Source organism: Enterobacter sp. CFEC122 (genome assembly GCF_052983755.1).
This window is the reverse complement of the sequence record NZ_JBRIQR010000003.1, coordinates 152679-179318: the sequence shown is the minus strand read 5'-3', so window position 1 is coordinate 179318 and position 26640 is coordinate 152679. Positions and strand designations below refer to the sequence as shown.

Below are 26640 nucleotides of genomic sequence, written 5' to 3'. Positions count from 1 at the left end.
CTATGCAAAAACATCTGCTGATAAACGGTGAGCTGGTTGCCGGAGAGGGTGAAAAACAGCCGGTTTATAACCCGGCCACTGGAGAGGTATTGCTGGAAATTGCTGAGGCGTCAGCGGCCCAGGTCGACGCGGCGGTGCTGGCGGCTGACCGTGCTTTTGCGGCGTGGGGACAAACGACGCCGAAAACCCGCGCCGAGTGCCTGCTGAAGCTGGCGGATGCGATTGAAGCGCACGGTGAGGCGTTTGCCCGGCTCGAGTCCCTCAACTGCGGCAAGCCGCTGCACTGCGCGCTGGGGGATGAAATTCCTGCGGTGGTCGACGTTTTCCGTTTCTTTGCCGGGGCCGCCCGCTGCCTGAACGGTCTGGCAGCGGGCGAGTACCTTGACGGTCACACGTCGATGATTCGCCGCGATCCGGTGGGCGTGGTGGCCTCTATCGCGCCGTGGAACTACCCGCTGATGATGGCAGCCTGGAAGCTGGCCCCCGCGCTGGCGGCAGGGAACTGCGTGGTGATAAAGCCCTCTGAGATCACGCCCCTGACCGCGCTGAAGCTGGCAGAGCTGGCAAAAGATATCTTCCCAGCGGGCGTTCTGAACGTGCTGTTTGGTCGCGGGAAAACGGTCGGCGACCCGCTCACCGGGCACGAGAAGGTCCGCATGGTTTCGCTGACCGGTTCGATTGCGACCGGGGAACATATCATCGGCCATACGGCGTCCTCGATTAAACGCACCCATATGGAGCTGGGCGGCAAAGCGCCGGTGATCGTGTTTGATGATGCCGATCTGGATGCGGTGGTCGAAGGGGTGCGGACGTTTGGCTTCTACAATGCCGGGCAGGACTGTACGGCAGCCTGCCGCATTTATGCCCAGAAGGGAATTTATGCCCAACTGGTTGAAAAGCTGGGCGCCGCGGTTGCCAGCCTTAAAATGGGGGCGCCGGAAGACACCTCTACCGAACTGGGACCGCTCAGCTCGGCCGCCCATCTGTCACGCGTCTGTCAGGCCGTCGATGAGGCGAAAGCGCTCGGCCATATCCGGGTTGTCACCGGCGGGAGCAAAAAAGAGGGGGCGGGCTACTACTTCCAGCCAACCCTGCTGGCGGGAGCAAAACAGGACGACGCCATCGTTCAGCGCGAGGTGTTTGGCCCGGTGGTGAGCGTCACCGAGTTTGATGACGAGGCGCAGGTGCTGGCCTGGGCAAACGACTCGCAATACGGCCTGGCGTCATCGGTCTGGACCAAAGACGTGGGGCGCGCCCATCGCCTGAGCGCGCGCCTGCAGTACGGCTGCACCTGGGTGAATACCCATTTTATGCTGGTGAGCGAAATGCCGCACGGCGGCATGAAATTATCGGGCTACGGGAAAGATATGTCGGTCTACGGGCTTGAGGATTATACGGTTGTCCGGCATGTCATGATCAAACACTGATCCGCTTAGCCTGGCCGCTTGCGCGGTCAGGCGTTCTCTTTGCCCGCCAGATGTGTTACGTAAGATACTCAATTGTTATTAGCCATAATTTTTAAGTGGTTATTCTGTAACGAAAAAACTTGATCTGTGTCAACATATGACGCATATTGCGTGCGGTTATTTTTTCGGCTCTGGTATACAGAATGACGTTGTATCAAAAGATGTTGGTTTTTTACGCAATCATGGCTTCCATCTGCGCGTTAATCACCTGGTTCCTCTCAAAAGACCGCAAACGTATCCGCCTGCTGAGCGCTTTCCTGGTGGGGTCAACCTGGCCAATGAGCTTTCCCGTTGCGCTGCTGGTCTCGCTTTTCTGAAGCACGCTTCCAGTTTTAAAAGATGAACATAGCATTCCTGATGTGATAACTGTATAAATACACAGTGCATCGTAAAAGGAGTGCTTATGAACAGTTTTTACTCGCAACAGGCCGGTTGCACCGTGCGCTGGCACGACTTGCCCGGCTCCGGCGATCCCGTGGTGTTCATTCACGGGCTGGGCTGCGCCGCTTCCTATGAATATCCCCGCGTCGTTTGTGACCCGCTTTTTGGCGCGCGCAGAGCGATTCTCATCGACTTGCCCGGCAGCGGCTACAGCGATAAGCCTGAGCACTACAGCTATAAAACCACCGACCAGGCGCACGTTGTGGCGGAGCTGATTGACCATCTTAAACTGGATTCCTTCTGGTTATACGGCCACAGCATGGGCGGCAGTATTGCTATCGAAACGGCGGGGCTGCTGGCTACGCGCGTGAAGGGACTGATGGTGTCAGAACCCAATTTTCACGCGGGTGGGGGGATGTTCAGCCGGTCAATCGCGGCGCAAAGCGAGCAACAGTTTCTGGAGCAGGGTTATGACGCCATGCTCAGCGCAGAAAAAACGGCGTGGGCAGGGTGCCTGCAGAGCAATGCGGCTTATGCCGTCTGGCGCGGTGCATCCAGCCTGGTGGCCGGCGTTGAACCGGAATGGGAAGCGCAGTTTCTGTCACTTCCTTGCCCGGTAACGTTGATTTTTGGCGAGCTCTCTCTGCCGGATGACGATGTGGAAAATCTGCAACAGAAAGGCGTTGAGGTAAAAATTATCCCTGCGGCGGGGCACTCTATGTCGTGGGAAAACCCCTCTGCGCTGGCGCAGGCATTAGCCGGGTGTATGACGATGTGATTATTGTGCAATTTATCATCGTGGCGAAATGTAGGCCGGGTAAGCGCAGCGCCACCCGGCAAGAAGGCGGCTACATTATTAAAGCACGTAGTGCCTGACGAGCGTCAGGCTGAACATCATGCGGGTGATGGTAATCAATGTTCTCGATCGCGCGGCTATAGAGTGCGACTAGCCAGTCGTAAACGTACGCGGTAGCCGCATGGACCGGCTGTTCACCCAGACGCGTCAGGCGGGGCTCGGCGCTGCTCACCACCGGGGTGACGAAGATGGCCTGCCCCTTGCGGATGCGGCTTGCCGGGCGCGTCGCCACGGGCGTCTTGTCGTAACCCAGCCAGCCAATGAAATTGCCCATCACGGCATGCAGTTGCGCAGCGCTACTCTTATCCGCTTCGACAATTCGCTGCAGCTGCTGAGGCAGATCCAGCCGGTAGCTGGTGACCACCAGCACATCCGCAATTTGCTGCAATACCGCAGGATCCAGCCCAAGACGGGCGGCTGTCGCCTCGTTGCGGCTCCACTGGCGCAGATGATTTATCCAGACTTTGTGCGCCAGGCGCGCTTTGTCTTTGGTCTGGTACAGACCTGCGCTTTCCTGGGCGTTCTCGGCAAACAGGTCAATGGTATCCGTAAATAGCCCGTTAACCTGCTCCTCGCGCGGCTGCTGAACGGCCAATAGCGTTTCAAAGGCCTTCAGCGGCGGCAGCAGGCCTTCAAGCAGCTCGCCGTGGCGGGCGGCACTGCTTTGCAGCGTGCGCACCATGTTTTCTGCCTGAGTGCGTCGGATACCTGGCTCCTCAACCAGCGGTGCCAGGTAGCTTTGCATCATCGCCGAGAGCTCCAGACGCAGCGCGTTTTTGAGCGTGCCGAGACGCTTCTGTCGCTGCGCGGGCAGCGTGGCCTGAGACAGCCACTCAATGACGCGCTGCATGCTGTGGCTGTCCAGAGCCTGCAGCGTGCCCCAGCGCAGGCCGGGCTTCCCGAGCAGATGCTGTACGGCTTCATCGAGATTCTGCCGGGTGGTAAAGCGAGCGTCGTGCGGGGTGATCGCCCATACCAGACCCGGCAGGGCAGATTCTTCCGCAGGCTGCGTCTCCCTGACCCAGTTCATTAACACTTTTGCTTTTTTGGCCGTCTGTTCGTGCTGCGCCGTCGCGTTGCAGATGACCAGCACATCCGGCTGGAGCTGTTGACGGTAGTGCTCAAGCAGCCACTGGGATTTTGCCTGGCGTAGCGGATCGGCATGGCGGTCTTCAAACACCGGGATATCAATGATATCGACATTATCCAGCGCGCCGTTCTCAACCGGAAGTACCAGCTCGCGGGTCAGGAAGGCCAGCACATCGACGGGGAGGCTGATGGCGTTCAGCATCTCACCGTTGTTCAGCGGATGGAGAAGCGTCTCTTGCGTATTCTGCAGCGCTACCGAGCCGTCGTGCGTCAGGAACCCTTCGCTAGGCAGCCCGAAGCTGTCCACCAGCAGGCTAAGGGGGGCCGCAATCTCGCTGGCATGGCTGGTCTGGTGCAGCACATGGGCCAGATTTAACCACTGCTGGGTCAGTTCCTGCTGCTCGCCCCACAGCAGCGACCAGACGCTGGCGCGGGTGCTGAGATCGAGCGAAGGCACCAGTTGGGCGAACTCGTGCCACAGGGCATCATCAATTTGCTGTTTCGCGGCGGGTACCGTGCTCTGCCAGAAGCGGGCAATCGCCCCCACGTCCTGCGCCGTGATGCCGGGCACGTTCTGCGGCTGGCGCAGACCGCGCCATTTCTCCAGGCGGGTTTCGATGACCGCCTTATCCACCGCGCGCATCTGCGGGTGCAGCGTCGTGCGGGCAATAAACAGCTGCACCAGCTCGGCCTCGGTGACCAGACTCAGGCGCAGCGGAAACGCCTCGTCAAGCGCTTCCGGGGTTTCCCCGGTGAAGCGGACGGCCATGTTGGTCAGGGCATGTCCCGGATTGATATGCGAAAAATAGTCAAAGGTGCGCTGGCCTGGCGTCACGTTCAGGCGTCCATTGCCGCTGCCGCACAGCGACAACAGCAGGTGCGCTTTCGCGCTCTGCGAATGGCCGTAAAGCCCGATGCTGCTCTGGCGGGTCATGGCGCGTTCAATGGCCTGCTCGCGCGCCTGCGCCGCGTTGATGCGGGCAAGCAGGGCGTCGGCATCGTTATCCAGCACGGGGGCGTTCAGGCGCGTCTCGTTGATCCACCCGATTAAGGCCTGAGTGGTGGTGGTCGTCGCTGTCATTTCAGGTATACGCTCCCGCTGTCGATCCAGTAGTGGCTGCCGCTGTGTCGGCGGTCGGCCAGGGTATTCAGTTTGAAGGTTAAGGCGTCAGGCGCCACCGGCGTGCCGTCCTGCAACCAGGCATCGCTCAGCTCGAAGGCCTCCGGGCCTTCATGCTTGCTGCCGCCGCAGAGTTTGAGCCGCACGTTCAGCACGCCGTCGCCGGCAATCGCTTTTGCCAGTTCGGCCGAGTTAATGCTGAGCGTGTAGAGCGGCGTGGCCGGCCAGCGCGCGTTCGCCAGCTGGCGGAAGCCGAGGGTGACGTTACCGCGCAGCGGGAAGTGCAGACGCGCGTCAAGCTTCGCGCCGGGTTTATCGAGATCGATATCCTGATACCAGACGTTTTCCTCGCGCAGGGTATTGACGGTGTTATCCAGCACGCCCAGATAGCGCACGGTGGAATACGCGCCAATGTCCGCGGCCTTAAAGTTGAAGCGCGGCAGACGCAGGTCAAGCGCCAGGCTGCAGAGCATGGCCCCCACGGCAGCGGTCGATTTCGGGTTGCCAATGCGCCCCTGCTGGCTGAACGGATACCACTCATGCACCTGGTATTTATCCAGCCAGACGATGCGGTTGACCGGCACCGGCTGCAGGTGGCGAATCAGCGCCTGAACGCCAGGCAGGCAGCCCGGGCGTCCGGTGATCAGCAGAATGTCGCAGCTATAATGGGAGATCGCCTCACACACCGCGTGGAGCGGGGAGGCCAGCGTAAACTGCCCGGCCAGCATCGCATCCTGCATTTCGCGGAAATTGACGTGCAGCGGCACGGCGAAGAGGTCAAAAGCGTCAGAACCCGCAGGCAGGGCATGGTCGATCGCCTGCTGCAGATAGTTCATCACGTTGCGGGTCGGCTTCTGCGGCAGGAGATCGCCAAAGGTGGCGTGCAGACCAGCCAGCGGATCGTCAACGTCGCTGGACTCCCACCCGGCAAGAATCGCATGGCCAAGCGGCATAAACAGCTGCAGCGCCGTCTGCTGGCGCAGTACGGCCTGGGTATCAATGCGCCCGGAGTCACCGAACAGCGAGGCCATCAGCAGCGAGGCATCCGCGATACCGGATTTCTGCAGCTGCGTTTGCAGAGCGGGCAACACGTAGCGCTGAATCACGTCCAGAAGCGTATCGTCGCCCGCGACCTTAAACCCTTCGCGGAACAGCAGCTGCGGGGTGATTTTGACGTTATTGCCGGAACCGTCGTCCAGCTGGTAATGGGTGATCGCCATATCCGTTGTGCCGCCGCCGATGTCGATGGACGCGACGCGTAACGCCCGTCCCGGCTGGCTGCCCGGCTCAGGCTCACGGTCCGGACGGGCAAGGGAGGCGAAGAAGGCTTCGGTCTGGCCGCCAAAGCGGGAGATGGCTTCGTTATACAGCCAGACCAGCTGACCGCAGCTGGCTTCATCCCACTCCATCTGGATTTCAGGTACCGGCACCACGCTTTTTTCCTGCTGTTTGCGGGTGACAAAATCCTCATCCTGCGGGTGCCATCCCATCGCTTTCCAGACAATCGCGATGGCTTCAAACATGCGGCGACGGAAGATCTCGCGCTCCTGCTTTGGCATGGCGGAGGGCAGCGTCAGGATCAGCGTGCGCAACTGGCGCGGCGAGGCAGGGAAGCCCAGGCGCAGGCGCGTGGCGACGCTGTTGATCTGCCCCAGCGCCTGTGCCAGCAGCTCGCACAGCATATGGGTCATCAGGGTGCTGCGGCTGTATTGCGGCGAGAAGACCGGCAGGCGCTCGTCCTGCGGCAGCGTGAAGAGCGGCTCGCCGTCATCGTTCATCAGGTTCATCAGCGGGAACGCGGTGGCAAGCGGTTCACGCTGGGTCTTGCTGTTCATCTGGCTAAAGCGCCAGTCCTGCACGACCGGGGTTTCATCCCACAGGTAGCGACGCGGGCTGGAGATACCGCTGTTGCCCTCGGTGCCCAGACGCTGCATCGCCAGCTTGCGGGCTTCATCACCGACGCGGACAATCGACGGCCAGACAAAGGCATCTTCGCGACCGCTTTCCACCGAGAAGTGCTGCTTGCCAAAACGCGCTTCCGAAAACTCGAGACGGCTGGTGAACAGCGGTTCGTTCAGGAACTGCGGCTCGCTGAGCGAGCGGACCTGCAGCTCGGCGGTCTGGCGCAGCCCATCGTTGGCATCGCCGTGGTCTTCAATAATGACGCCGCAGGTGTGGGTATTGCCCACGTCGAGGATCAGGTCGACCGGAATGGCAGGCGTGCTGAGCGTATGGGTGACAAATTTCACTTCCGGCACGGTGAGCTGTTCACCGAGCATGGTCAGCAGGTTGAGCCAGTGGGCCTGATACTCAAAGCTGCGCATCGCCTGCTGCAGGTCGCGTTCAGAGCGGTTCTCAACGCCGTCGGCATACTGGGTAAACGCCTCGCGCAGCCAGCCGTCAATCCAGGTCTGATCGAGGAAGCTGTCTACCTCGTTATCGCGCCAGGCCAGCGCGAAGCGGGTGCCGTTCAGAATATCGTTTTCCACCGGAGAGAGCGCGGACGTGGCATGGTCGGCAATCTGGCTGTCAAGCGCGAGGGTCACGCGGTGGGTATTGCCTGCCGTGTCGGGGGTCTCAAGCTTGCGCACCTGAACGCGGGCCCAGTTATCCGGCCCTTCCACAAACGTCCGCGGCGGGTTGAAGCGCAGGAAAGGAACCGGAAGCCAGACGCCATCCAGTACCGTCAGCGACTGATGCAGCGGGATAGTGGTTTCCGGCTTGACCACTTCAGGCTGGCCGCCGTTCATGCCCGGCAGGGTATAGCGACCGTTGACCAGGTCGAAATCGAGGCGCAACAGCGGGCCGTTCGCGGTTTTACGTACGAAGCGCCCGTTGCTGGCGGAGTCCTGCGGCGTCAGACCGAAATCGAGGAACTGCACGCCGCTGTTGGCAATAAGCGTGACGCTTTGTTTATAGTCGCAAAGATTTACCAGCATAGGATCAGGCACCTGCTTTCTTGAACGTCAGTGGGACGACGGTGTTGGCATCATAACGGGCGCGACATTCTGCGATATCGCTGGTGCCTGCTTTACAGGCCACTTCCGGCATCGGGTAGCGGGAACCGTCGGTGCAGCGGGCAGTACCGCGACTCTTAATCATCAGCTCGCCATTGCTGTGCAGCCCGGAGAAGACCTCCGCGCGGCAGACAATGTTGTCGCCGTGGACAACGCGGGCGAAACCTTTGTTGTTCTGGATTTGATAGCGCAGCGACGGCGGCTTGCCGGTGACCGGATCCTTCACGTCGAGGATGGCGCGCCAGGTGCCGTTCAGGAAGCGCGTCGATCCCGCTTTCACCTGATTCGCTTCCATCACCATGGCGTCTTTCGGAATGGCGACAATCACCACCGGAGCGGGTTGTGGTGCAGCTTCACCCGGAGCCGCTTCTTTTTCTTTGATGGCCACGACCTCAGCCTGATGCAGCGGTAACTTCATCGCCAGCGGTTCAACCGCCTTGATCGGCTTTGGCGCAATCTCCACGGGTTCAGGTGCGGGCGCCGGGGCGGGCTCAGCGGAAGGCGCCTGTTTCGGCCACAGCAGCGGGGCGGCAACGGCGGCAACGATCACGGCGGCAACCGGCAGAGTCCACAGGGGAACGCGGCGCTTTTTCACGACGTTCGCCGGAACAGGTTCCTGGACAGGTTGCGCAACGACGGGGGCCGGTTCGGGCTCATACAGATCCTCCGGCGTAATACGCACCACCGTGGACGGGGCGATCAGCGGCTCGTCCGCATGCTCAAAGGTCATCACCGGCTCTGGCTCAGGCTCGGGTTCAGGATCGTCAATCACAACGGGGGCTGGCTCAGGGATCAGCGATTCACGCAGGCAGTCGAGGACATCGTCGCGCGCGTTCTCGTTGAGGTTTACAAATCCCCAGAAGCTGATGACCGGCTTTCCGTCCACCAGGAAGAGGAAGTTTTCGCCCGGAAACTGAAATGCCTTCGACAGCAGAGAGCCAAAAAGCTGTTGCGCGGTTTTAGGCGACTGCAGGCATTTCTTGCTTAATGACTCGACGCTGGCGAGCGTGTTTTCCAGATAGCGCAGGGCGCGATAGCGATCATCTTCATCGGCCGCTTTCCAGCTGGTTACGCTCCCTTCAACCGGGGAATACCAGTCCACGCGGTCGCCGCTGTCGTTGACCTGAGGAATCGCCAGACAGTCGACGATGGCCTGTTGTTTGCGCAACCGGAGCGCTTCCCGGATTTGCAACGCTGATTCGAAAACGGCTTGTCCGCCGCCGCCAACGGCCTGAAAATCATCCAGATTACCGCTGCGTAAAAGAGTTTTTGCCACGATTTGATCCCATATACTTCTTCACACCATTACTTTAACGAACCGAGGACGCAACCAAACGGAGGAAGAGACGCTAAAAGCGCCGATTTCTTGCGGCATAGAAAGTGACGGTTGTGCTTGACGAATAATGGCACTTAAGACAAATCGTCTTTCTGGCTGCTGGCGGTTAAAACAGCAAAAACCGCGGCTTTAGAATAACCTGATAGTGTTTCGTTATTTGCCAGGTCAAAACGCCTGTGCTGTTATTACTGTCCTATATAATAAAACTGTCAGGGTTATAACCATGTCTACAGGGAAAACACTGCTCGCCCTTGCGCTGAGCGCGCTGTTACCAGCCGGTGCCGCATGGGCGGCAAACAACGACACCCTTATTTATTGTTCAGAAGCCTCCCCCGAGTCCTTCAACCCACAAATCGCCAGCTCTGGCCCGTCTTTTGTGGCCAGCTCTCAGGTGCTGTATAACCGCCTGATCAATTTCGACCCGGTGAAAAATACTCCGGTGCCGTCGCTGGCGGAGTCCTGGACAATCTCCCCGGACGGCAAGACCTATACCTTTACCCTGCGTAAAGGGGTGAAGTTCAACAGCAACAAATACTTCAAACCGACGCGCGATTTTAATGCCGATGACGTTATTTTCTCGGTCATGCGCCAGAAAGACCCTAAACACCCGTACCACAACGTGTCGCAGGGCAACTACGAATACTTTAACGATGTGGGTCTCGATAAGCTGATCCAGGACGTGAAAAAGGTCGATGACTACCACGTCCAGTTCACCCTCAGCGAACCCAACGCTGCGTTTCTGGCCGACTGGGGGATGGATTTCGCCTCGATTCTCTCCGCGGAATACGCCGACGCGATGCTGAAAAAAGGCACGCCTGAAAACGTGGACACCTGGCCGATTGGTACCGGGCCATACGTGCTGCAGCAGTACAAAGTGGATTCGCTGATCCGCTACGTCGCGAACCCGAACTACTGGGAAGGCGAGGTGCCGACGAAGCATCTCATCTTCTCCATTACGCCAAACGTGGAAACCCGCCTGGCGAAGCTGCAGACCAACGAGTGCCAGATTATTCCTGCGCCATCCCCGGTTCAGTTTGACGCCATCAAAAACAACAAAGACCTGACGCTGCACGCCGTCGATGCGCTGAACGTCGGTTATCTGGCGTTTAACACCGAGAAAAAACCGTTTGATAATGTGCTGGTGCGTCAGGCGCTCAACTACGCGACCGACAAGAAGGCCATCGTTAATGCGGTCTTTATGGGATCGGGCACGGTGGCAAAATCGCCGATCCCGCCAAATATGCTGGGCTTCAATAAAGACCTGAAGGACTACAGCTACGATCCTGAAAAAGCGAAAGCCCTGCTGAAGCAGGCGGGTCTGGAGAAGGGCGCGGAAGTCACGCTGTGGTCAATGCCGGTGCAGCGTCCGTATAACCCGAATTCGCGTCGTATCGCGGAGATGATCCAGAGCGACTGGGCAAAAGTCGGCGTGAAGGCCAAAATTGTCTCCTACGAGTGGGGCGAATATCTCTCCGGAATGCGTAAAGGCGAGCATGACTCCGCGCTGTTTGGCTGGATGTCCGACAACGGCGACCCGGACAACTTTGCCGATGTACTGCTCGGCTGCAACAGCATTAAAACCGGCTCAAACGCCGCGCGCTGGTGCGATAAGGGGTATGATGCCCTGGTACAAAAAGCGAAGCTGACCAGCAGCCCGGCCGAGCGCGCGAAGCTCTATGGCCAGGCGCAGGAGATTTTCTATCAGCAGGCGCCGTGGATTGCGCTCGCAAACGGGAAAACGTTCTACGCGACCCGCAGCAATGTGAGCGGGTACAGCGTAAGCCTGATGGGCAGCGATTTCTCAAAAGCGAAGCTGAACTAAGCCTTTTTAGCCGGGTGGCGGCTCCGCCTTACCCGGCCTACATTTGGCACCTGTAGGCCCGGTAAGCGTAGCGCCACCGGGCACATAATGAGGAGTGACAATGTCACATTTAAACGAAGTTATCGCCCGCGTCGATGCCGCCATCGAAGAGAGCGTGATTACCCACATGAACGAACTGCTGATCGAATTAAGCGATGATGCAGAGCTCAGCCGTGAAGAGCGCTACACTCAGCAGCAGCGTCTGCGCACCGCGATTTCGCACCACGGTAAGCAGCATAAAGAGGAGATGGACGCGCGTGAGGAACAGCTGACGAAAGGCGGCACCATACTGTAACCATCAAAACTGGCGTCGCGCCACCAGCCAGGCCCCGACCACCAGCATCACCGCGCCGCACACCGGGCCGATCAGGGCGCGCAGCGGGATGCCCTGGCTCCTCAGCACGTCCAGCACCAGCCCGCCAATCAGCTGGCTTGCCACCAGTACGGCGATGGTCGTCGCCGCGCCAACGTTCTGATAGCCGCTGATGCTGGCAAACACAAAAAACGACCCCAGCAGTCCCGGGATAAGCGTCCACCAGCGCACCGTTGCGGCGAGCTCGCTGAACCCGGCGACGCCCTGTTTCAGCAGCAGAATGCTGACAAACAGCACGATGCCGACCAGCGAATTCAGCAGCATCGCGATAAGAATGGTGGAGGAGGACTGGGTGATACGCACCATCAGGGTGTTTTGCACCACCAGGCCAATACCCGCCGCCACCAGAAACGCCAGCGTCAGTGACTGATTCATGGGATCGCGTCCGGGTCGCTGCGCTCGTCCAGCTGCAGCTGCATAAAGGTTAAGTCCAGCCAGCGGCCAAACTTGGTTCCCACCTGCGGCATTTGTCCCGTCGTCACAAAGCCGAGCGTTTCGTGGAGGTGTATCGAGGCATGGTTTTGCGCTTCAATCCCGGCCACCATCACGTGTTTACCGATGGCGCGGGCCTCGTTAATCAGCGCCTTCATCAGCGTGCGGCCAATCCCCTTGCCCTGATGGGCCGGGTGGACGTAGACCGAGTGCTCAACCGTATGACGGAAGCCGTCAAAGGCGCGCCAGTCGCCGAAAGAGGCGTAGCCGGTGATTACGCCGTCTTCCTCGCTCACCAGAACCGGGTAGCCCGCAAGCGAGCGCGCCTCAAACCAGGCGATGCGGTTATCGGTATCGACGGTTTTATCGTTCCAGATCGCGGCAGTGTGCAGCACCGCGTGGTTGTAAATCTCGCCTATCGCAGCGCAGTCTTCTTTGCAGGCATGACGAACGATCATGATGAAGCCTCTGTGTGTTGTTCACTATAGTATTACGTTATCGCTACGATATTACACAACTGTATCGCCCGATCGCTACGGCATAAGCCATATTTTTTTGTTATCAAAAGCCCATTGAATTGCCGTTCATACACTATAGTATGACGTCATGAACACCATAACAGACACAATGAATCAACGGATTAGCGCAAGAATTCGCCTTGAACGCGAGTCTCGCGGGTGGTCCCTGAGCGAGCTGGCGGACCGGGCAGGCGTCTCCCGCGCCATGATCCATAAAATCGAGCGCGGGGACAGTAGCCCGACAGCCACCTTGCTTGCCCGCCTGTCGGGCGCGTTTGGCATCAGCATGTCAACGCTGATTGCCCGGGCCGAAATGCAGGAGGGCAAGCTGCTGCGCCTGGCAAATCAGCCCGTATGGCGCGATCCGCAGACGCACTACCTCCGCCGCCATGTTTCCCCCCGTACCGATCTGCCCATCGACCTGGTTCAGGTTGAACTGCCTGCGGGCAGCGATGTTCCGATGCCGGCCTCTTCTTACGCGCTGGCGCGTCAGCTTATCTGGCTGCAGTCCGGTGAGCTGGTGTTTCAGGAGGGCGACACCCGCCACGAGATGCACGCCGGAGACTGTCTTGAGCTGGGGCCGCCTAATGACTGCCGGTTCATCAACGAGACGAATGAAACCTGCATCTATCTGGTTGTACGCCTCAATCAGTCTGGCTCGTAATGCTAATGCGATAACGCTGAACGTGAGCCAGGCTGTAATGACATTTGTACCAGAAGGAGATCCTGATGAATCACTCTGTTTCGCATAACCGCCGCTGGGTGCTGGCCTCTCGTCCACAGGGCGCACCGGTCGCGGAAAATTTTCGTCTGGAAACGCAGCCTGTTCCGGAACCAGGGGCGGGGCAGCTTTTGCTTCGTACCGTCTGGCTGTCGCTGGATCCTTATATGCGGGGTCGCATGAGCGACGCGCCATCCTATTCACCGCCGGTTGAGCTCGGTGCGGTGATGGTGGGGGGAACGGTCAGCCGCGTTGAACAGTCAAACCATCCCGACTACAAAGCCGGTGAATGGGTGCTGGGCTACAGCGGCTGGCAGGAATATGAACTCTCGGACGGCAGCGGCCTGGTGAAGCTGGGCGAAAATCCGTCTCATCCTTCCTGGTCGCTGGGCGTACTGGGTATGCCGGGCTTTACCGCCTATATGGGGCTGCTGGATATCGGGCAACCGAAAGCGGGTGAAACGCTGGTGGTGGCGGCGGCGACCGGCCCGGTTGGCGCGACGGTTGGGCAGATCGGCAAAATCAAAGGTTGCCGGGTGGTCGGCGTGGCCGGTGGCCCAGAGAAATGCCGCCATGCCGTTGAGGTGCTCGGGTTTGACCTGTGTCTGGATCACCACGCCGCGGATTTTGCCGACCAGCTCAAGCAGGCCTGCCCGAACGGCATTGATGTCTACTATGAAAACGTTGGCGGGAAAGTGTTTGACGCCGTGCTGCCCCTGCTGAACACCTCCGCGCGCGTGCCGGTGTGTGGCCTGGTGAGCGGCTACAACGCGACGGGCTTGCCTGACGGGCCGGACCGCCTGCCGCTTCTGATGGCGACTCTTCTCAAGAAACGCATTCGGATGCAGGGCTTTATCATCGGCCAGGACTATGGACATCGCATCCATGAGTTCCAGGAAGAGATGGGGCGCTGGGTGCAGGAGGGAAAAATCCACTATCGCGAACAGGTCACGGACGGGCTGGAAAACGCCCCCGAGGCGCTCATTGGCCTGCTGGAAGGACGAAACTTCGGCAAAGTCGTGATTCGCGTCGCGAGTGACAATAAATAAAGCGCAATATGGCGGGGTTTCCCGCCATATTTATTTGTGAAGATACGATATATTGTCTTTAATTACTGGACATGACTTTTCGCGCCATCATCCCCGATGAGCCCGAAAACGATAAAAAAAATGACGTTTACTTTTTTTGCTGTTTTTTGTACTTCCCACCACCAGGCATGACGATACAGGATATATCGTACCGGCGCCGTTTTATTAAAACTGGCGTTTAAAAATAGCATTAAGTTTTAGCTACAGGAATTCCACATGCTTGATTTGGATCACTTAGAAAAAGCCCAAAGGGTTAGCCTTACCATGCAGGTTGAACACAGTTTGAAAGGGGCGTTAATTACAGGCTCTCTCAAACCAGGAGCACGACTGATTACGAAAGAGATTGCTGATAAATTAGGCACCAGTATTACGCCGGTCCGCGAAGCGCTGCTGCGCCTGGTCTCCTCAGGCGCGCTTCACGCCACGCCCGCACAGGCATTTCTGGTCCCTGAAGTGACGCTGGAGCGTTATAACGAGATTAACGCCATCAGAAAACAGCTTGAGCCAATGGCGGTCGCCGCAGCATGCCAGAAGATGTCAGACGGCAAGCTGGAGGCGTTGCGCAAAATGTCAGAGGCTTTCCATGAGGCCATGCGCAATGGAAACGTTCAGCAGGCATTGCATGCGAATCGTATCTTCAGGTTTACGCTTTATCAGTATGCGGAAATGCCTACGCTTAATGCCTTAATTGAACAGCTATGGGTCCGCATCAGGCCCTGCATGAACTACCTGCATCACGAGCTTAACGACATCAAAACGGCAACGTATCACTATGACGAGCTGCTTTCGGCCCTTGAGCGGAGAGATGTTGATGCGAGCCAGAAGGCGATTGATAAGTTGATTGATGAAGCAGATTCTCTTTTACAGCGACAATATTTTAACTGAGAGATTATTTATTAGAGCGACTATATACCGCCGCTAATTATTTATCTGGTGAATAACTCCTGATGGCTTAATGCCATCAGGAGGGTTATTTCATATATAAAATAAACTTTTCTTTTTTGCTTACTCGAAGCGATAAGAGACCGACAGCCCGACGCCATAGTTTCGGCCTGGTGCAGGCTCGTAATAACGACCGTTGGACTCGTTGACAATTACCGAGCCCGCGTACTCTTTGTCGAACAGGTTATCGACGCGGCCAAAGACGTCCATTCCCCAGTTGCCGTAGTTAAATTTATACCCGGTATTCAGCCCGACTACCGTATAGGACGGCGCTTTCGCGGTGTTTTCGTCGTCGGCCATGATATCGCTCATGTAACGCACGTCTGTCCCCGCATACCAGCCTTCCTCTGGCTGCCAGCCAAACGAGGCGAAGCCCATGTTGCGCGCAATCCCCGGCATACGGTTACCGTTACAGTCTGCGTCGCTGCAGACGTTAGTCCGGTAGGTGGCATCCAGGTACGTCCAGGCCATCTTCAGCTTCCAGCTCTCAGCGAACTGCTGATCCAGGGAAACTTCGACACCCTGACGACGGGTTTTCCCGGCATTTTTATAGGTTGTACGGCCGCCAGAACTGGAGTCCACCACGATCTCGTCATCCGTATCGGTGCGGAACAGCGCCGCCGTCAGCAGGCCGTTGCCGATGCGGGTTTTGCTGCCCACTTCATACGTATTATTCGTGGACGGCTTCAGGCCAATATTCAGACCGCCCTGGTTATCGGCGCGATAGGAGAGCTCGTTGATGGTTGGCGTTTCAAAGCCACGCCCTGCGGCAGCGTAGAGGTTCCACGCATCCGTCACCGCATACTTCACGGCGCCCGCCGGGAGCCACTTGTGGTAGCTCGCGTCACCGCTGTCATCGCCGTTGCCCGGCGTAACGTAGTGGTCGTTGGAATCAAACCAGACCGAACTGTAGCGGACACCCGCGTCGACAGAGAGTTTCTGCGTCAGCTGCCAGCTCGTTTGCAGATAAGGATCGACGTTCCACATCAGGTTGCGTTCGTCACGACGTTTATCGCCTTTGACGCCGTAGTCCGGCACGCCGTTGCGCATCACGAAGTTCTCGTATCCGCGACGGTCTTCGCTCATGTTTTCGTAGTTCAGACCGGTGGTGAAGGTCACCGGAACCAGCAGCTCGCCGCGGTGTGTCCAGCGAGTGTCCACGCCCTGATAGTGGCGCTGCATATCAATCACCCCGCCGGAGTGAGTGGCTTTTAGCTGCGGCTGATACGGAATCGACTGGTACTGCGTCATTTCACGCTCGCCGGCGTACATCATCACGCTCAGGTCGTCCTGAGCGCTGAGCTGGCGATCGTAGCGCAGGCCGGCCTGGGTCTGCTTGATGGTCTTACGGGTGTTGTACTGATCGCCGCGCGGCGACTGACGCGGGTTGTCCCGCCACTCCTGGTAATTCAGTCCACCCGGATCGTTGGCCTTCATGTCCACGCTGTTGAAAATCAGCGTCAGCTTGCTGGCGTCGTCAATCCGTACACCCAGTTTGGCGTTAGCGAGATTTTTCCGCGCGCCGCTGTGGTCGCGGTAGCCTTTGGTGGTGAAGCGGGTGGTGGAGACGGTGTAATCCACGTCCCCGGCGTGGGTGCCGTCACCCATCGCGCCGGTGGCTTTCATGCCATAGCGCCAGGTCCCGTAACTGCCGTAATAGCTGCTGGCTTCAATGGTCGGCGGCTGCTGCCCGGTCTGAGTGTTGATGTTGATTACGCCGCCAGAGGCGTTGCCGTACAGGGCAGAGAAGGGTCCGCGCAGCACTTCAACGCTCTCCACGCTGGAAAGGTCGATGTTGGAGGTCTGACCCTGTCCGTCCGGCATGGTGGCTGGAATACCATCGACGTACATACGGATACCGCGCACCCCGAAGGTTGAGCGGGCGCCAAATCCGCGCATCGAAAGCTGGAGATCCTGGGCGTAGTTTTGACGGTTCTGAATTTGCAGCCCGGGTACGCTACCAAGGGATTCAGACAGGTTAATGCGGGGCGCGGCCTGGCGCATATCGTCGCCATTGACGACGCTGACCGCGGCCGGAGTATCAAGCTCCGATACGGTTTGCGGCGTGGCGCTGACGATCATGGTCTGTTCCTCTGCGCTCACGGCGGTGAGCGGCGCAAAATAACAGGAACCAGCAGCAGCGGGAGAGAAGCCTTACGGGCAGAAATGATTTTCATGAATAAAACCGGTTGTGGTGTATAAACGAACCAAATGGAACATGTCCATATATGTTAAAGGTTTTGTAAAAGTTTTGAAAACTATAACCGCACATTGCGTTAATGGAAGGCGAAGCGGGAAAGAAAAACTCCACATTTAACACATTAATGATTACTATTCTCATTATCAAAAGACAATGCCATGACGTTGTCTGCCGGAAGTGATGTCAGCCCAACCCCACTTTTCAGAAAAGGAATTGATATGTCTTTACGTCAACTGTGCTCGCCGCGTCTGAGCCTGTCGCTGCTGTCTGCCACTTTACTGCTTGCCGGGACGTTCCAGGTGCATGCCGCCGAAGAGGTGCTGCGTAAAGCGGTGGGCAAAGGGGCGTATGAAATGGCCGTGAGCCAGCAGGAGAATGCGCTGTGGGTGGCCACCTCGCAAAGCCGTAAAACCGACAAGGGCGGGGTTGTCTACCGTCTTGATCCGGTCACGCTGGACGTGACGCAGGCAATCCATAGCGATCTGAAACCCTTTGGCGCCACCTTTGACAAGGCGACTCAAACGCTGTGGTTCGGCAATACGATCAACGGCGCGGTAACCGCGATTGATGCAAAAACGGGTGACGTAAAAGGGCGGCTGGTGCTGGACGGGCGTCAGCGCAGCGAAACCGTCAAACCGCTGCAGCCTCGCCAGCTGGTGGTAGATGACGCGAGCAACACGATTTACATCACCGGTGTCGGTAAAGAGAGCGTGATTTGGGTCGTGGATGGCGCCACGCTGAAGCTGAAAGAAACCATTGCCAATACGGGCACCTACAGCACCGGCCTGGCGCTGGATGCGCAGGCGAAACGTCTGTACACCACGAATGCGGACGGCGAACTGGTGACGATTGATACGGCCAGCAATAAAATTATTGCCCGTAAAAAGGTGCAGGATGACGGGAAAGAGCACTTCTACCTGAACCTGAGCCTCGACACTGCCGGTCAGCGCGCGTTCCTGACCGATTCAAAACAGCCGGAAGTGCTGGTGGTGAGCCTGAAAGACGGTAGCGTGATCGAGAAAATCGCCGCGCCGGAATCCCTGGCGGTCCTGTTTAACCCGGCCCGCAATGAAGCCTACGTGACGCACCGTGAAGCCGGCAAGGTGAGCGTGATTGACGCGAAATCCTATAAGGTGACAAAAACCTTCGACACGCCGGTCTACCCGAACAGCCTGGCGCTCTCTGCGGATGGCAAAACCCTGTACGTGACGGTGAAACAGAAATCCACCCGCCAGCAGGAAGCCACCCAGCCTGACGATGTGATGCGTATTGCTCTGTAAGATGGGATTGCCCGGTGGCGCTGCCGCTTACCGGGCCTACAAAACCATGAAATGTAGGCCGGGTAAGGCGAAGCCGCCACCCGGCTTTTTTATTAACGCGAGGTTTCTTCTACCAGCGGGGCGTCGTGTTTTTCATCGTCAGGATGAACCGGCGCGGTGCTGTGAATTTCATGAACGCGTTTACGCACGCCGAACCAGCCCGCAATCAGTAGCACGGCCAGCAGCGGAATGGTCGCGATGGTGTAGGTGCCGTTCGGGTAGTCGAAGGCCATCAGCACCAGCACGCTGAACAGGAAGAGCAGGGTGAGCCAGGAGGTCACCGGCGCGCCAGGCAGCTTAAAGCTGACGTCAGCGGCTTTTCCTTCTTTAATCGCTTTGCGCAGACGCATCTGGCAGACCACGATAAAGCCCCAGGACGCAATAATCCCGAGTGCCGCCACGTTCAGAACGATTTCGAATACCTGAGACGGCACCAGATAGTTCAGGAACACGCCGAAGACATAGACCACCAGCGTCGCCAGAATACCGGCGTACGGCACGTGCTGCTTGCTCATCTTGGACATGAACTTCGGCGCAGAACCGCCCATGGACATGGAGCGCAGGATACGGCCGGTAGAGTAAAGACCTGAGTTCAGGCTGGAGAGCGCTGCGGTCAGGACCACGATGTTCATGATGCTGCCCACGTACGGCACGCCCAGCTTCGAGAAGAAGGTGACGAATGGACTCTGACCCGCCTGATAGGCGTTCCACGGCAGCAGCAGCACCAGCAGCACCACGGAGCCGACGTAGAAGAGACCGATACGCCAGATCACGCTGTTAATGGCTTTTGGTACCATCGTCTGCGGATCTTTACATTCACCTGCTGCGGTGCCCACCAGCTCGATGGAGGCGAAGGCGAACACGACGCCCTGAACCAGCACCAGCGCAGGCAGCAGACCGTGCGGGAAGAATCCGCCGTTATCGGTTATCAGGTGGAAGCCGGTGGCATTGCCATCCAGCGGCTTACCGCTGCCGAGGAAGACGGTACCCACGACCAGGAACACCACGATGGCCAGCACTTTAACCAGCGCAAACCAGAACTCCATCTCCGCGAACCACTTCACGCCGATCATGTTCATGGTGCCGACAATCGCCAGCGCGCCAAGCGCAAAGACCCACTGCGGCACATCGCCAAACGCGCCCCAGTAGTGCATATACAGCGCAACGGCGGTGATATCGACGATACCGGTCATCGCCCAGTTGACGAAGTACATCCAGCCCGCGACGTAAGCGGCTTTTTCACCGAGGAATTCACGGGCGTAAGAGACGAAGCTGCCGCTGGAAGGGCGATGCAGTACCAGCTCGCCCAGCGCGCGGAGAATGAAGAAAGAGAAGATCCCGCACACCAGATAGACCAGGGCGAGAGCCGGGCCAGCCATCTGCAGACGTGCACCCGCACCTAAAAACAGACCCGTTCCGATAGCGCCGCCGATGGCGATCATTTGAACCTGACGGTTGCCCATCGCTTTGTGGTAGCCCTCTTCGTGGGAGTTCAACCAGCGACGTTTAGCAGCGTGATGATCGGCTGCGCTTTTATTGCTTGTTTTCATTGAGTTACCTGTTTGCCTGTCTGAACCATTATCGTGATAGTCCTGCCTGGCAGAAAGCAATACAAACGATTGCTTCTGCGCAAACACATGTCGCCTTCCCAGTCATTCTGCGTATGGATAAGGCGAAACATGGCGAGGCATCCTACCTGCAATTCATAAGCGACGCAAAATATAACCGTGCCGAAAGTGATGCACGTCGAAGGAAATCGTGTGGTCAGAGCAGACGGGGAACACAACACGCTGAAACGTGATGAGTTTTTAGTCAAAACAATGGTGGGGTTGATTATTTAATCATCAGATTCTCTTAATTATTACCAGATGGTATAAATTTTTGCTGCTGCAGGGCATCGAGAAGTAACCTGAACGCGGTTGTGTGCTGCCGACGGCTCGGATAATAGAGGTGGTATCCTTCAAACGTGGGGCACCACGATTCAAGGACCCTGACCAGCCGTCCCTGATTCAGAGCGTCCAGGACCGAGGACTCGGGCACGTAGGCTAATCCGAGACCATTCTCCGCGGCGTCGATGCGCTGCGACAGGTTATTGAGCGTAAGCTGTCCGTCAACCCGCACGCGAAGCTCGCGCCCGTCGCGCTCAAATTCCCAGTCATACAATCCCCCTCGGGTGGGCAGGCGGAGATTGATACAGCGGTGTTCACCCAGCTGCTCCGGCACGAGCGGCACGCCAAAACGAGCCAGGTAATCCGGGGAGCCGACAACCGCCATGCGCATGTCCGGCGCAATCCGCACCGCAATCATGTCTTTTGCCACCTGTTCACCCAGGCGAACCCCCGCGTCGAAGCGGCCATCGACGATATCTGTCAGGCCATTGTCGACCGTCACTTCGACGTTAATGTCAGGATACTGCAGCATAAAAGCCTTCAGTACCGGCCAGAGCACGGCGTCCATCGCGTGCTCGCCGGCGACGATGCGGATAGCGCCTGCGGGTTTGTCGCGGCTGCTGCGAAGCGCCGTGAGTTCCTGTTCGATCTCCAGCAGATGCGGGCTGAGGCGCGAAAAAAGCTGCTCACCCGCGGGTGTCGGAACCACGCTGCGGGTTGTGCGGGTTAACAGGCGAACGTCTAATCGTGCTTCAAGCTTGCGCATCGCATGGCTCAGTGCCGATTGCGAGACGCCCAGCTGCGCCGCTGCGCGCGTAAAGCTGCGCTCGCGGGCCACCACCATAAAGGAGAGCAGATCGTTGAAATTATCTTTTAGCATCGCGGTTCTATTTATGAGTTTCAGTCATGTGTCCTATCTGATTATGCACCCTAATGCTGCGGAGTGCTTTGCGCTACTGTTAACGCAACAGTCAACGAGGAGCATAAGATGAAAATTATCCGTAGCGGTTCATTACCTTCAGTACGAGGACCGGAAGCCTGGTTCACCGGGGATGTTCGCATTGACGCGCCCTTTCAGGCGACCGAACCTGCCAGCGTCGGCGGGGCAACCGTAACCTTTGAGCCGGGCGCGCGCACGGCCTGGCATACGCATCCCCTGGGACAAACGCTGATTGTGACGCAGGGTCGCGGCTGGCTACAGGCGTGGGGCGAAGAGGCGGAAATACTGAATCAAGGCGATATCGCCTGGATCCCACCCGGCGTGAAGCACTGGCACGGCGCAAGTGCGCAAACGGCGATGACGCATCTTGCCATCGCCGAAGCGGTAAACGGCAGCCCGGTAACGTGGCTGGAAAAAGTGACCGACGAGCAGTACCCGAACGGCTAACCGCCAAAAACGGCAATCGCCTGCTGCAGGCGCGTCGTCCGCTGCGTCAGGTGATTCGCGGCGTGAGTGACATTATCCACCATCCCCGTATTGCTTTGGGTCATTGCGCCGATACGGGAGAGGGAGGCGTTGATGAGCGTCAGCGCCTGGGTTTGCTCCTGCGTGGCGAGGCCAATCTCCTTAATCAGGGTGGAAACCTGCAGAACATGGTCGATCATAACCGTCAGCTGTGATTCGGTTTGTCCCACCTTCTCCACGCCAGCGTTGACGCTGGCAACGTTTTTCTCGATCAGCGCTTTGATCTCTTTCGCCGCCGTCGCGGAGTGCTGCGCAAGATTGCGCACCTCAGCCGCGACCACGGCAAAGCCGCGGCCGGCTTCACCCGCGCGCGCCGCTTCCACGGCGGCATTCAGCGCAAGAATATTGGTCTGGAAGGCAATACGATCGATAACGCTGATAATATCGACGATCTGGCCGTTATCCTGCGAAACGGACTGCATCATACCGATGGTCTCTTTCATCATCGCTTCCCCGCAGTGGGCGCTGTCGCGGGTGCGATCCGCCATCTGAATCGCCTCGTTCGCGGTTTCGGCCGTCTGCTTCACGGCGCTGGCGATCTCTTCCACCGCAGATGCGGTTTGCTGCAAGAAATCGGCGGTTTCTTCAGAACGCGCCTGCAGCGCCGCGCCTTCTTTCGCGACCTGCTGGCTGATGGTGCCAATACCGCTGATTTGCGCCCCGACATCATCAACCAGAGAGTTCAGGTTTAAACCAGACTGATTCACCAGGCGCATCATCAGCCCGATGTCATCGATCCTGTCAAAATGGTAATAGTCCGTTTTACGTCCTGAAACCACGCGCTGCATCTGTTGAACAATGGATTTTACCGGCCGGGCGATCTGCGCATGAAGATAACAGGACAGCGCAGAAAAAAGCAGCACCAGAGTGGCGGCCTGAACGAGACGATCGCGGAATAAATACATCGCCAGGCAGGAAAGTAACGCCGTCACAGTAATACCAAGCTGAATTCGTTTTCCGGTACTGAGACATTTAAAGAGCGACAAAAAGGAAAATATACCGCGCCGAACGAACAGTCCTTTATAAAAACGGTACTGTTTTAATTCATTATTACGTACTTTTGCATACAGATTTTCACTGGCCGCGATCTCTTCCCGTGAGGGGATATTGCGCACCGAAATATAGCCGGTCAGGGATTCCCCCTGCCAGACCGGCGTCACGTTGGCCCGCACCCAGTAGTGATCGCCATTATGACGACGGTTCTTCACCAGCCCTGTCCAGGTCTCGCCCTGCTGGAGGGTAAACCACATGTCGCCAAACGCTTCGGCAGGCATGTCGGGATGGCGGATGAGGTTATGCGGCTCCCCCAGAAGATGCTCTTCTTTATATCCGCTGGCTTCTATAAAAGCCGAGTTAGCATAGGTAATATGACTTTTTATATCGGTAGTGGACATTAACGTCGAACCGGCGTTAAGCAAATACTCGTTTTGTGTAACGGGGGTGTTACGCCTCATGAGTAACTCCATGATGTTGTGCAAGAATAAAAAAGCCAGGAAAGCGCTCCGGCAAGATAAGTGTGATTATTTTAATAACGGTCTGGATATATTCTCGCTGAAATTGAGACTCTCCGAAATACCCGGCATTCATTATTTTTAATCTGTTAATGTTGTCGAATGTAATAAAATTGAAAATATTTTACTGGGTGTTATTTTGTATCGGCTTAAATAAATGACATAAGCCAAACTGCAAGAGGGAGATCGTCTCTCTGGAAAAATTGTCATGCTGAAATAGCGTTTCGTTAACAGGATGAAAACGCTATCATTTGGTCACATTTTCGTAAATACAGGGAGGCTGAGGTGAAAATTAACGTCATCGGTACCAGCGGGAGCGGAAAAAGCACGCTGGCGAAGCAGATTGCGACCGCGCTGTCTATTCCCTGTATCGAGATGGACAGACTCTACTGGCAGGCTAACTGGCAGGGCACGCCGGACGACGAGTTTCAGGCAAAGCTGGCGCAGGCGCTACAGGCTTCGCCAGACTGGGTGCTCGACGGTAACTACAACCGCACGCGACCGCTGAAATGGCGCGATGTCGATGTGGTGGTCTGGGTGGATTATGGGTTTACCCGCACCCTCTGGCAGGCCGTCACGCGAGCAATAAAGCGGGCCTGGCGTAAACACGAGCTCTGGCCGGGAACGGGAAACAAAGAGAGTTTCCGACGCGCGTTCTTCATCAGAGAATCCATTATCATCTGGACGATGAAAACCTGGCGTAATAACCGTACGCGCTATGAAGCCGACCTGCAAAACCCGCAATATAGCCATATTCGCTTCGTCCGCATTACCCGTCGGGAGCAGGTGGAAACGCTGATTGCCTCCTTAAAATCTTATTCTTAGCAGGGTTTTATATATCTGTTTTCCGGCAAACTAAATGTAAATTAATTGTTTCTCAGAGGTGAAATGCGCCTTTAATAATGTCGACATGTTAAGTCAAACGAGAACGCAACATGTCATGGCGAATCAGCATTCTGGATAAAAGCCCCATCGCTGAAAACGAAACGGCTGCCGATGCACTGGCGCGTACCCTGGCGCTGGCGCAGCAGGCAGAAAATCTGGGCTATCACCGCTTCTGGATTGCCGAACACCACAACACCCCACAGCTTGCCAGCCCTTCGCCGGAGCTGCTGATTGCCTGGATCCTCGGGCAAACCACGCGCATTCGCGTCGGGTCCGGCGGCGTAATGCTCCAGCACTACAGCCCTTATAAAGTCGCCGAGAACTTCAACGTGCTGGCCGCGCTGGCGCCTGGCCGCGTCGATCTCGGCGTTGGAAAAGCCCCCGGCGGATTACCGCTCTCAACCCGCGCGCTGCAGCAGGGCCTGAATCAACAGGAAAAGGGCAGCTTTGCCGAACAGCTGGCCCAGCTCGACCGCTGGATCCGTCCTGAGCATCACGCTATTGAAGAGGCCGTCCGCGCCACGCCGCTGCCGCCGTTGCCTGCTGAGGGTTTCCTGCTGGGCGCGAGTACCGAAAGCGCGCTGCTGGCCGCCAGGCTCGACTGGCACTTTGTGTTTGCCGCACACCTGAACGGTGACCCGGACCTGCTGCGCGAGGTGGTATCGACCTGGCGTGAGAACAGCGCGCGGGACGTGATAGTGGCGGTGCAGGCGATTGTCGCGCCGACGCAGGCCGAGGCAGACGCGCTGGCGCAGAAGGTCGAAGTGTGGGGCGTTGAGCTGGCAAACGGCCAGCGTGTCACCGTGGCCAGCGAAGAACAGGCCTACGCGTTTGCACGCCAGGCGGGCAGTGAGCCGGTGCGCATTGCACGTCGCGCACAGTCGCTGCTGGCGGGCACCGCTGAGTCGGTAGTGGAACAGCTCAACGCGCTGCATCAGCAGTGGGGCATTGACGAATTTATCATCGACACGCCGGTAGCGGAGGGGGCTACGCGCGTTGCGTCGCTGCGACTGCTTGCCGGGGCGCGTCTTAACAAGGAGGTCACCGTATGAGCTTTGGCGAACAACTGATTGCCTGGCGCCGCGAACTGCACCAGAACCCGGAGCTGTCCGGCCAGGAAGTCGAAACTACCGCGCGCCTGCGCCAGTGGCTGACCAACGCCGGGATCACCCCACAGCCTTACGACCTGTCGACCGGGCTGGTGGCGGAAATCGGGACGGGCAGCAGGCTGGTTGCGCTGCGCGCTGACATTGACGCGCTGCCGATCGAGGAGCGCAGCGGCGTGCCGTTTAGCTCACAGCATGCAGGGGTGATGCACGCCTGCGGACACGATATTCACACCAGCGTCATCCTCGGCGCCGCGTTAAAGCTGAAAGAGCGGGAGGCCTCGCTTAACGGCCGGGTGCGCATCCTGTTTCAGCCTGCTGAAGAGAACTTTGGCGGTGCGAAGAGCATGGTGCGGGCCGGTGCCCTGCGCGATGTCAGCGCGATTTTCGGTATGCACAACGAGCCTGGCCTGCCGGTTGGTGAGTTCGCCACCCGCGGCGGGCCGTTCTACGCCAACGTCGACCGCTTCGTGATCCGCATTACCGGTAAAGGCGCGCACGCCGCACGTCCTCATGAAGGCAACGACGCCATCGTGCTGGCAAGCCAGCTGGTAACGGCGCTGCAAAGCGTCGCCAGCCGCAACGTCAACACGCTGGATTCGGTGGTGCTGAGCGTCACCCGCATCGCAGGCGGCAACACCTGGAACGTGCTGCCGGAAAGCGTCGAGCTGGAAGGCACGCTGCGTACCCATCGCACGGAAGTGCAGCAGAATGTGAAAGCCCGCGTGGGTGAAATTGCCGCCGGGTTTGCCAGCGCCTTCAGCGCGCAGATTGATATCACCTGGTATGCCGGGCCTACCGCGCTGGTGAATGACGAACGCTGGGCTGATTTTGCCACCTCGGTCGCGCGTGAGGCCGGATATGAAACCCGGCACGCGGAACTGCATATGGGCGGGGAGGATTTTGCGGTCTATTTGCAGTCTGTTCCCGGCGCGTTTGTCAGCATTGGCAGCAACAGTCCGTTTGGTTTACATCACCCGGCCTTTAATCCGGATGAAGCACTGATTGAGCCCGCCGCCCGCTATTTTGCACAGCTTGCGGAAAAAGCCCTGCAACACGTTTAAT

General features: G+C 57.9%; 21 protein-coding genes and 1 pseudogene. 13 read left to right on the top strand and 9 right to left on the bottom strand.

Features of this window, described 5'->3' with window-relative positions; all coding sequences use genetic code 11:
* Positions 1-2 precede the first annotated feature (2 nt).
* The 3 genes from patD (at position 3) to ACVCAM_RS04180 (ending at position 2625) form a co-directional block, all read left to right on the top strand.
* Positions 3-1427, top strand: a complete 1425-nt coding sequence (gene patD / locus ACVCAM_RS04190; RefSeq protein ID WP_021240249.1) for an aminobutyraldehyde dehydrogenase — start codon at positions 3-5, stop codon at positions 1425-1427.
* Between the two features lie 182 nt (positions 1428-1609).
* Entirely contained in the window at positions 1610-1783 is a 174-nt protein-coding gene (locus ACVCAM_RS04185; RefSeq protein ID WP_013096478.1) for a GhoT/OrtT family toxin, read from the top strand.
* 86 nt (positions 1784-1869) lie between these two features.
* Positions 1870-2625 carry an alpha/beta fold hydrolase gene (locus ACVCAM_RS04180; protein WP_025910847.1) on the top strand — a complete coding sequence of 252 codons (756 nt, stop codon included), beginning with the start codon at positions 1870-1872 and terminating at the stop codon, positions 2623-2625.
* 70 nt (positions 2626-2695) lie between these two features.
* Here ACVCAM_RS04180 and ACVCAM_RS04175 read toward each other — a convergent pair whose 3' ends face one another.
* The 3 genes from ACVCAM_RS04175 to ACVCAM_RS04165 are packed head-to-tail and all read right to left on the bottom strand — an operon-like array spanning position 2696 to position 9205.
* Positions 2696-4873: a virulence factor SrfC family protein gene (locus ACVCAM_RS04175; protein ID WP_407223399.1), complete on the bottom strand. Its 2178-nt coding sequence runs from the start codon at positions 4871-4873 to the stop codon at positions 2696-2698.
* Positions 4870-7851 carry a virulence factor SrfB gene (locus tag ACVCAM_RS04170; RefSeq protein ID WP_025910851.1) on the bottom strand — a complete coding sequence of 994 codons (2982 nt, stop codon included), beginning with the start codon at positions 7849-7851 and terminating at the stop codon, positions 4870-4872. The genes ACVCAM_RS04175 and ACVCAM_RS04170 overlap by 4 nt, the downstream gene beginning before the upstream one ends.
* A gap of 4 nt (positions 7852-7855) precedes the next feature.
* The gene (locus ACVCAM_RS04165) at positions 7856-9205 is read right to left on the bottom strand and encodes an SrfA family protein (RefSeq protein ID WP_025910876.1); all 1350 of its coding nucleotides are present in this window, start codon (positions 9203-9205) and stop codon (positions 7856-7858) included.
* Positions 9206-9488: 283 nt separating this feature from the next.
* On the opposite strand from ACVCAM_RS04165, the gene ACVCAM_RS04160 reads away from it, so the two are divergent.
* Complete coding sequence (locus tag ACVCAM_RS04160; protein ID WP_023327585.1) at positions 9489-11087, top strand: ABC transporter substrate-binding protein; 1599 nt, start codon at positions 9489-9491, stop codon at positions 11085-11087.
* Positions 11088-11187: 100 nt separating this feature from the next.
* Positions 11188-11421 carry a YdcY family protein gene (locus tag ACVCAM_RS04155; RefSeq protein WP_023292296.1) on the top strand — a complete coding sequence of 78 codons (234 nt, stop codon included), beginning with the start codon at positions 11188-11190 and terminating at the stop codon, positions 11419-11421.
* 3 nt (positions 11422-11424) lie between these two features.
* On the opposite strand, the gene ACVCAM_RS04150 is transcribed toward ACVCAM_RS04155, so the two are convergent.
* Positions 11425-11874 carry a DMT family transporter gene (locus ACVCAM_RS04150; protein ID WP_023292297.1) on the bottom strand — a complete coding sequence of 150 codons (450 nt, stop codon included), beginning with the start codon at positions 11872-11874 and terminating at the stop codon, positions 11425-11427.
* Positions 11871-12389 (bottom strand): GNAT family N-acetyltransferase, encoded by a 519-nt coding sequence (locus ACVCAM_RS04145; protein WP_023292298.1) that lies wholly within the window; start codon positions 12387-12389, stop codon positions 11871-11873. The genes ACVCAM_RS04150 and ACVCAM_RS04145 overlap by 4 nt, the downstream gene beginning before the upstream one ends.
* A gap of 148 nt (positions 12390-12537) precedes the next feature.
* On the opposite strand from ACVCAM_RS04145, the gene ACVCAM_RS04140 reads away from it, so the two are divergent.
* The 3 genes from ACVCAM_RS04140 to ACVCAM_RS04130 all read left to right on the top strand — a co-directional run bounded on the left by ACVCAM_RS04140 (position 12538) and on the right by ACVCAM_RS04130 (position 15143).
* Positions 12538-13113 (top strand): helix-turn-helix domain-containing protein, encoded by a 576-nt coding sequence (locus ACVCAM_RS04140; protein ID WP_008501301.1) that lies wholly within the window; start codon positions 12538-12540, stop codon positions 13111-13113.
* A gap of 65 nt (positions 13114-13178) precedes the next feature.
* Positions 13179-14219 carry an NADP-dependent oxidoreductase gene (locus tag ACVCAM_RS04135; RefSeq protein ID WP_059360596.1) on the top strand — a complete coding sequence of 347 codons (1041 nt, stop codon included), beginning with the start codon at positions 13179-13181 and terminating at the stop codon, positions 14217-14219.
* A gap of 255 nt (positions 14220-14474) precedes the next feature.
* Positions 14475-15143, top strand: coding sequence for a GntR family transcriptional regulator (locus tag ACVCAM_RS04130; protein WP_407223396.1), 669 nt, complete (start codon positions 14475-14477; stop codon positions 15141-15143).
* 120 nt (positions 15144-15263) lie between these two features.
* On the opposite strand, the pseudogene pqqU reads toward ACVCAM_RS04130, so the two are convergent.
* Positions 15264-17377 (bottom strand): annotated as a pseudogene (gene pqqU / locus ACVCAM_RS04125) (TonB-dependent receptor PqqU).
* 241 nt (positions 17378-17618) lie between these two features.
* Here pqqU and yncE point away from each other — a divergent pair.
* A complete protein-coding gene (gene yncE, locus ACVCAM_RS04120) occupies positions 17619-18680 on the top strand; it encodes a 7-bladed beta-propeller protein YncE (RefSeq protein WP_023327580.1) in 1062 nt (353 codons plus the stop codon).
* Positions 18681-18772: 92 nt separating this feature from the next.
* On the opposite strand, the gene ansP is transcribed toward yncE, so the two are convergent.
* Together ansP and ACVCAM_RS04110 are read right to left on the bottom strand one after the other, a co-directional pair.
* The gene (gene ansP, locus ACVCAM_RS04115; protein ID WP_008501774.1) at positions 18773-20269 is read right to left on the bottom strand and encodes an L-asparagine permease; all 1497 of its coding nucleotides are present in this window, start codon (positions 20267-20269) and stop codon (positions 18773-18775) included.
* 304 nt (positions 20270-20573) lie between these two features.
* Positions 20574-21488, bottom strand: coding sequence for a LysR family transcriptional regulator (locus ACVCAM_RS04110; protein WP_008501773.1), 915 nt, complete (start codon positions 21486-21488; stop codon positions 20574-20576).
* Positions 21489-21596: 108 nt separating this feature from the next.
* On the opposite strand from ACVCAM_RS04110, the gene ACVCAM_RS04105 reads away from it, so the two are divergent.
* Positions 21597-21995 (top strand): (R)-mandelonitrile lyase, encoded by a 399-nt coding sequence (locus tag ACVCAM_RS04105; protein WP_032663446.1) that lies wholly within the window; start codon positions 21597-21599, stop codon positions 21993-21995.
* Here ACVCAM_RS04105 and ACVCAM_RS04100 read toward each other — a convergent pair.
* Positions 21992-23527: a methyl-accepting chemotaxis protein gene (locus tag ACVCAM_RS04100; RefSeq protein WP_407223394.1), complete on the bottom strand. Its 1536-nt coding sequence runs from the start codon at positions 23525-23527 to the stop codon at positions 21992-21994. The two genes, ACVCAM_RS04105 and ACVCAM_RS04100, sit on opposite strands and share 4 nt — an antisense overlap.
* Before the next feature lie 342 nt (positions 23528-23869).
* Here ACVCAM_RS04100 and ACVCAM_RS04095 point away from each other — a divergent pair, with 342 nt between their 5' ends.
* From ACVCAM_RS04095 to ACVCAM_RS04085, 3 genes are all read left to right on the top strand, one after another.
* A complete protein-coding gene (locus ACVCAM_RS04095; protein WP_447093534.1) occupies positions 23870-24409 on the top strand; it encodes an AAA family ATPase in 540 nt (179 codons plus the stop codon).
* A 110-nt stretch (positions 24410-24519) separates the two neighbouring features.
* Complete coding sequence (locus ACVCAM_RS04090; protein ID WP_008501769.1) at positions 24520-25521, top strand: LLM class flavin-dependent oxidoreductase; 1002 nt, start codon at positions 24520-24522, stop codon at positions 25519-25521.
* Positions 25518-26639 (top strand): amidohydrolase, encoded by a 1122-nt coding sequence (locus tag ACVCAM_RS04085; protein WP_045908821.1) that lies wholly within the window; start codon positions 25518-25520, stop codon positions 26637-26639. The genes ACVCAM_RS04090 and ACVCAM_RS04085 overlap by 4 nt, the downstream gene beginning before the upstream one ends.
* The last annotated feature ends 1 nt before the right edge of the window (position 26640 follow it).

Bases quoted from the DNA above. Each gene is read 5' to 3' on its own strand.
- ACVCAM_RS04110 (WP_008501773.1), bottom strand. From the start codon at position 21,488: ATGCTAAAAGATAATTTCAACGATCTGCTCTCCTTTATGGTGGTGGCC.
- yncE (WP_023327580.1), top strand. From the start codon at position 17,619: ATGTCTTTACGTCAACTGTGCTCGCCGCGTCTGAGCCTGTCGCTGCTG.
- ACVCAM_RS04105 (WP_032663446.1), top strand. From the start codon at position 21,597: ATGAAAATTATCCGTAGCGGTTCATTACCTTCAGTACGAGGACCGGAA.
- ACVCAM_RS04155 (WP_023292296.1), top strand. From the start codon at position 11,188: ATGTCACATTTAAACGAAGTTATCGCCCGCGTCGATGCCGCCATCGAA.
- ACVCAM_RS04130 (WP_407223396.1), top strand. From the start codon at position 14,475: ATGCTTGATTTGGATCACTTAGAAAAAGCCCAAAGGGTTAGCCTTACC.
- ACVCAM_RS04150 (WP_023292297.1), bottom strand. From the start codon at position 11,874: ATGAATCAGTCACTGACGCTGGCGTTTCTGGTGGCGGCGGGTATTGGC.
- ACVCAM_RS04145 (WP_023292298.1), bottom strand. From the start codon at position 12,389: ATGATCGTTCGTCATGCCTGCAAAGAAGACTGCGCTGCGATAGGCGAG.
- ACVCAM_RS04140 (WP_008501301.1), top strand. From the start codon at position 12,538: ATGAACACCATAACAGACACAATGAATCAACGGATTAGCGCAAGAATT.
- ACVCAM_RS04160 (WP_023327585.1), top strand. From the start codon at position 9,489: ATGTCTACAGGGAAAACACTGCTCGCCCTTGCGCTGAGCGCGCTGTTA.
- ACVCAM_RS04180 (WP_025910847.1), top strand. From the start codon at position 1,870: ATGAACAGTTTTTACTCGCAACAGGCCGGTTGCACCGTGCGCTGGCAC.
- ACVCAM_RS04185 (WP_013096478.1), top strand. From the start codon at position 1,610: ATGACGTTGTATCAAAAGATGTTGGTTTTTTACGCAATCATGGCTTCC.
- ACVCAM_RS04135 (WP_059360596.1), top strand. From the start codon at position 13,179: ATGAATCACTCTGTTTCGCATAACCGCCGCTGGGTGCTGGCCTCTCGT.
- ACVCAM_RS04090 (WP_008501769.1), top strand. From the start codon at position 24,520: ATGTCATGGCGAATCAGCATTCTGGATAAAAGCCCCATCGCTGAAAAC.
- ACVCAM_RS04100 (WP_407223394.1), bottom strand. From the start codon at position 23,527: ATGAGGCGTAACACCCCCGTTACACAAAACGAGTATTTGCTTAACGCC.
- ACVCAM_RS04175 (WP_407223399.1), bottom strand. From the start codon at position 4,873: ATGACAGCGACGACCACCACCACTCAGGCCTTAATCGGGTGGATCAAC.
- patD (WP_021240249.1), top strand. From the start codon at position 3: ATGCAAAAACATCTGCTGATAAACGGTGAGCTGGTTGCCGGAGAGGGT.
- ACVCAM_RS04170 (WP_025910851.1), bottom strand. From the start codon at position 7,851: ATGCTGGTAAATCTTTGCGACTATAAACAAAGCGTCACGCTTATTGCC.
- ACVCAM_RS04085 (WP_045908821.1), top strand. From the start codon at position 25,518: ATGAGCTTTGGCGAACAACTGATTGCCTGGCGCCGCGAACTGCACCAG.
- ansP (WP_008501774.1), bottom strand. From the start codon at position 20,269: ATGAAAACAAGCAATAAAAGCGCAGCCGATCATCACGCTGCTAAACGT.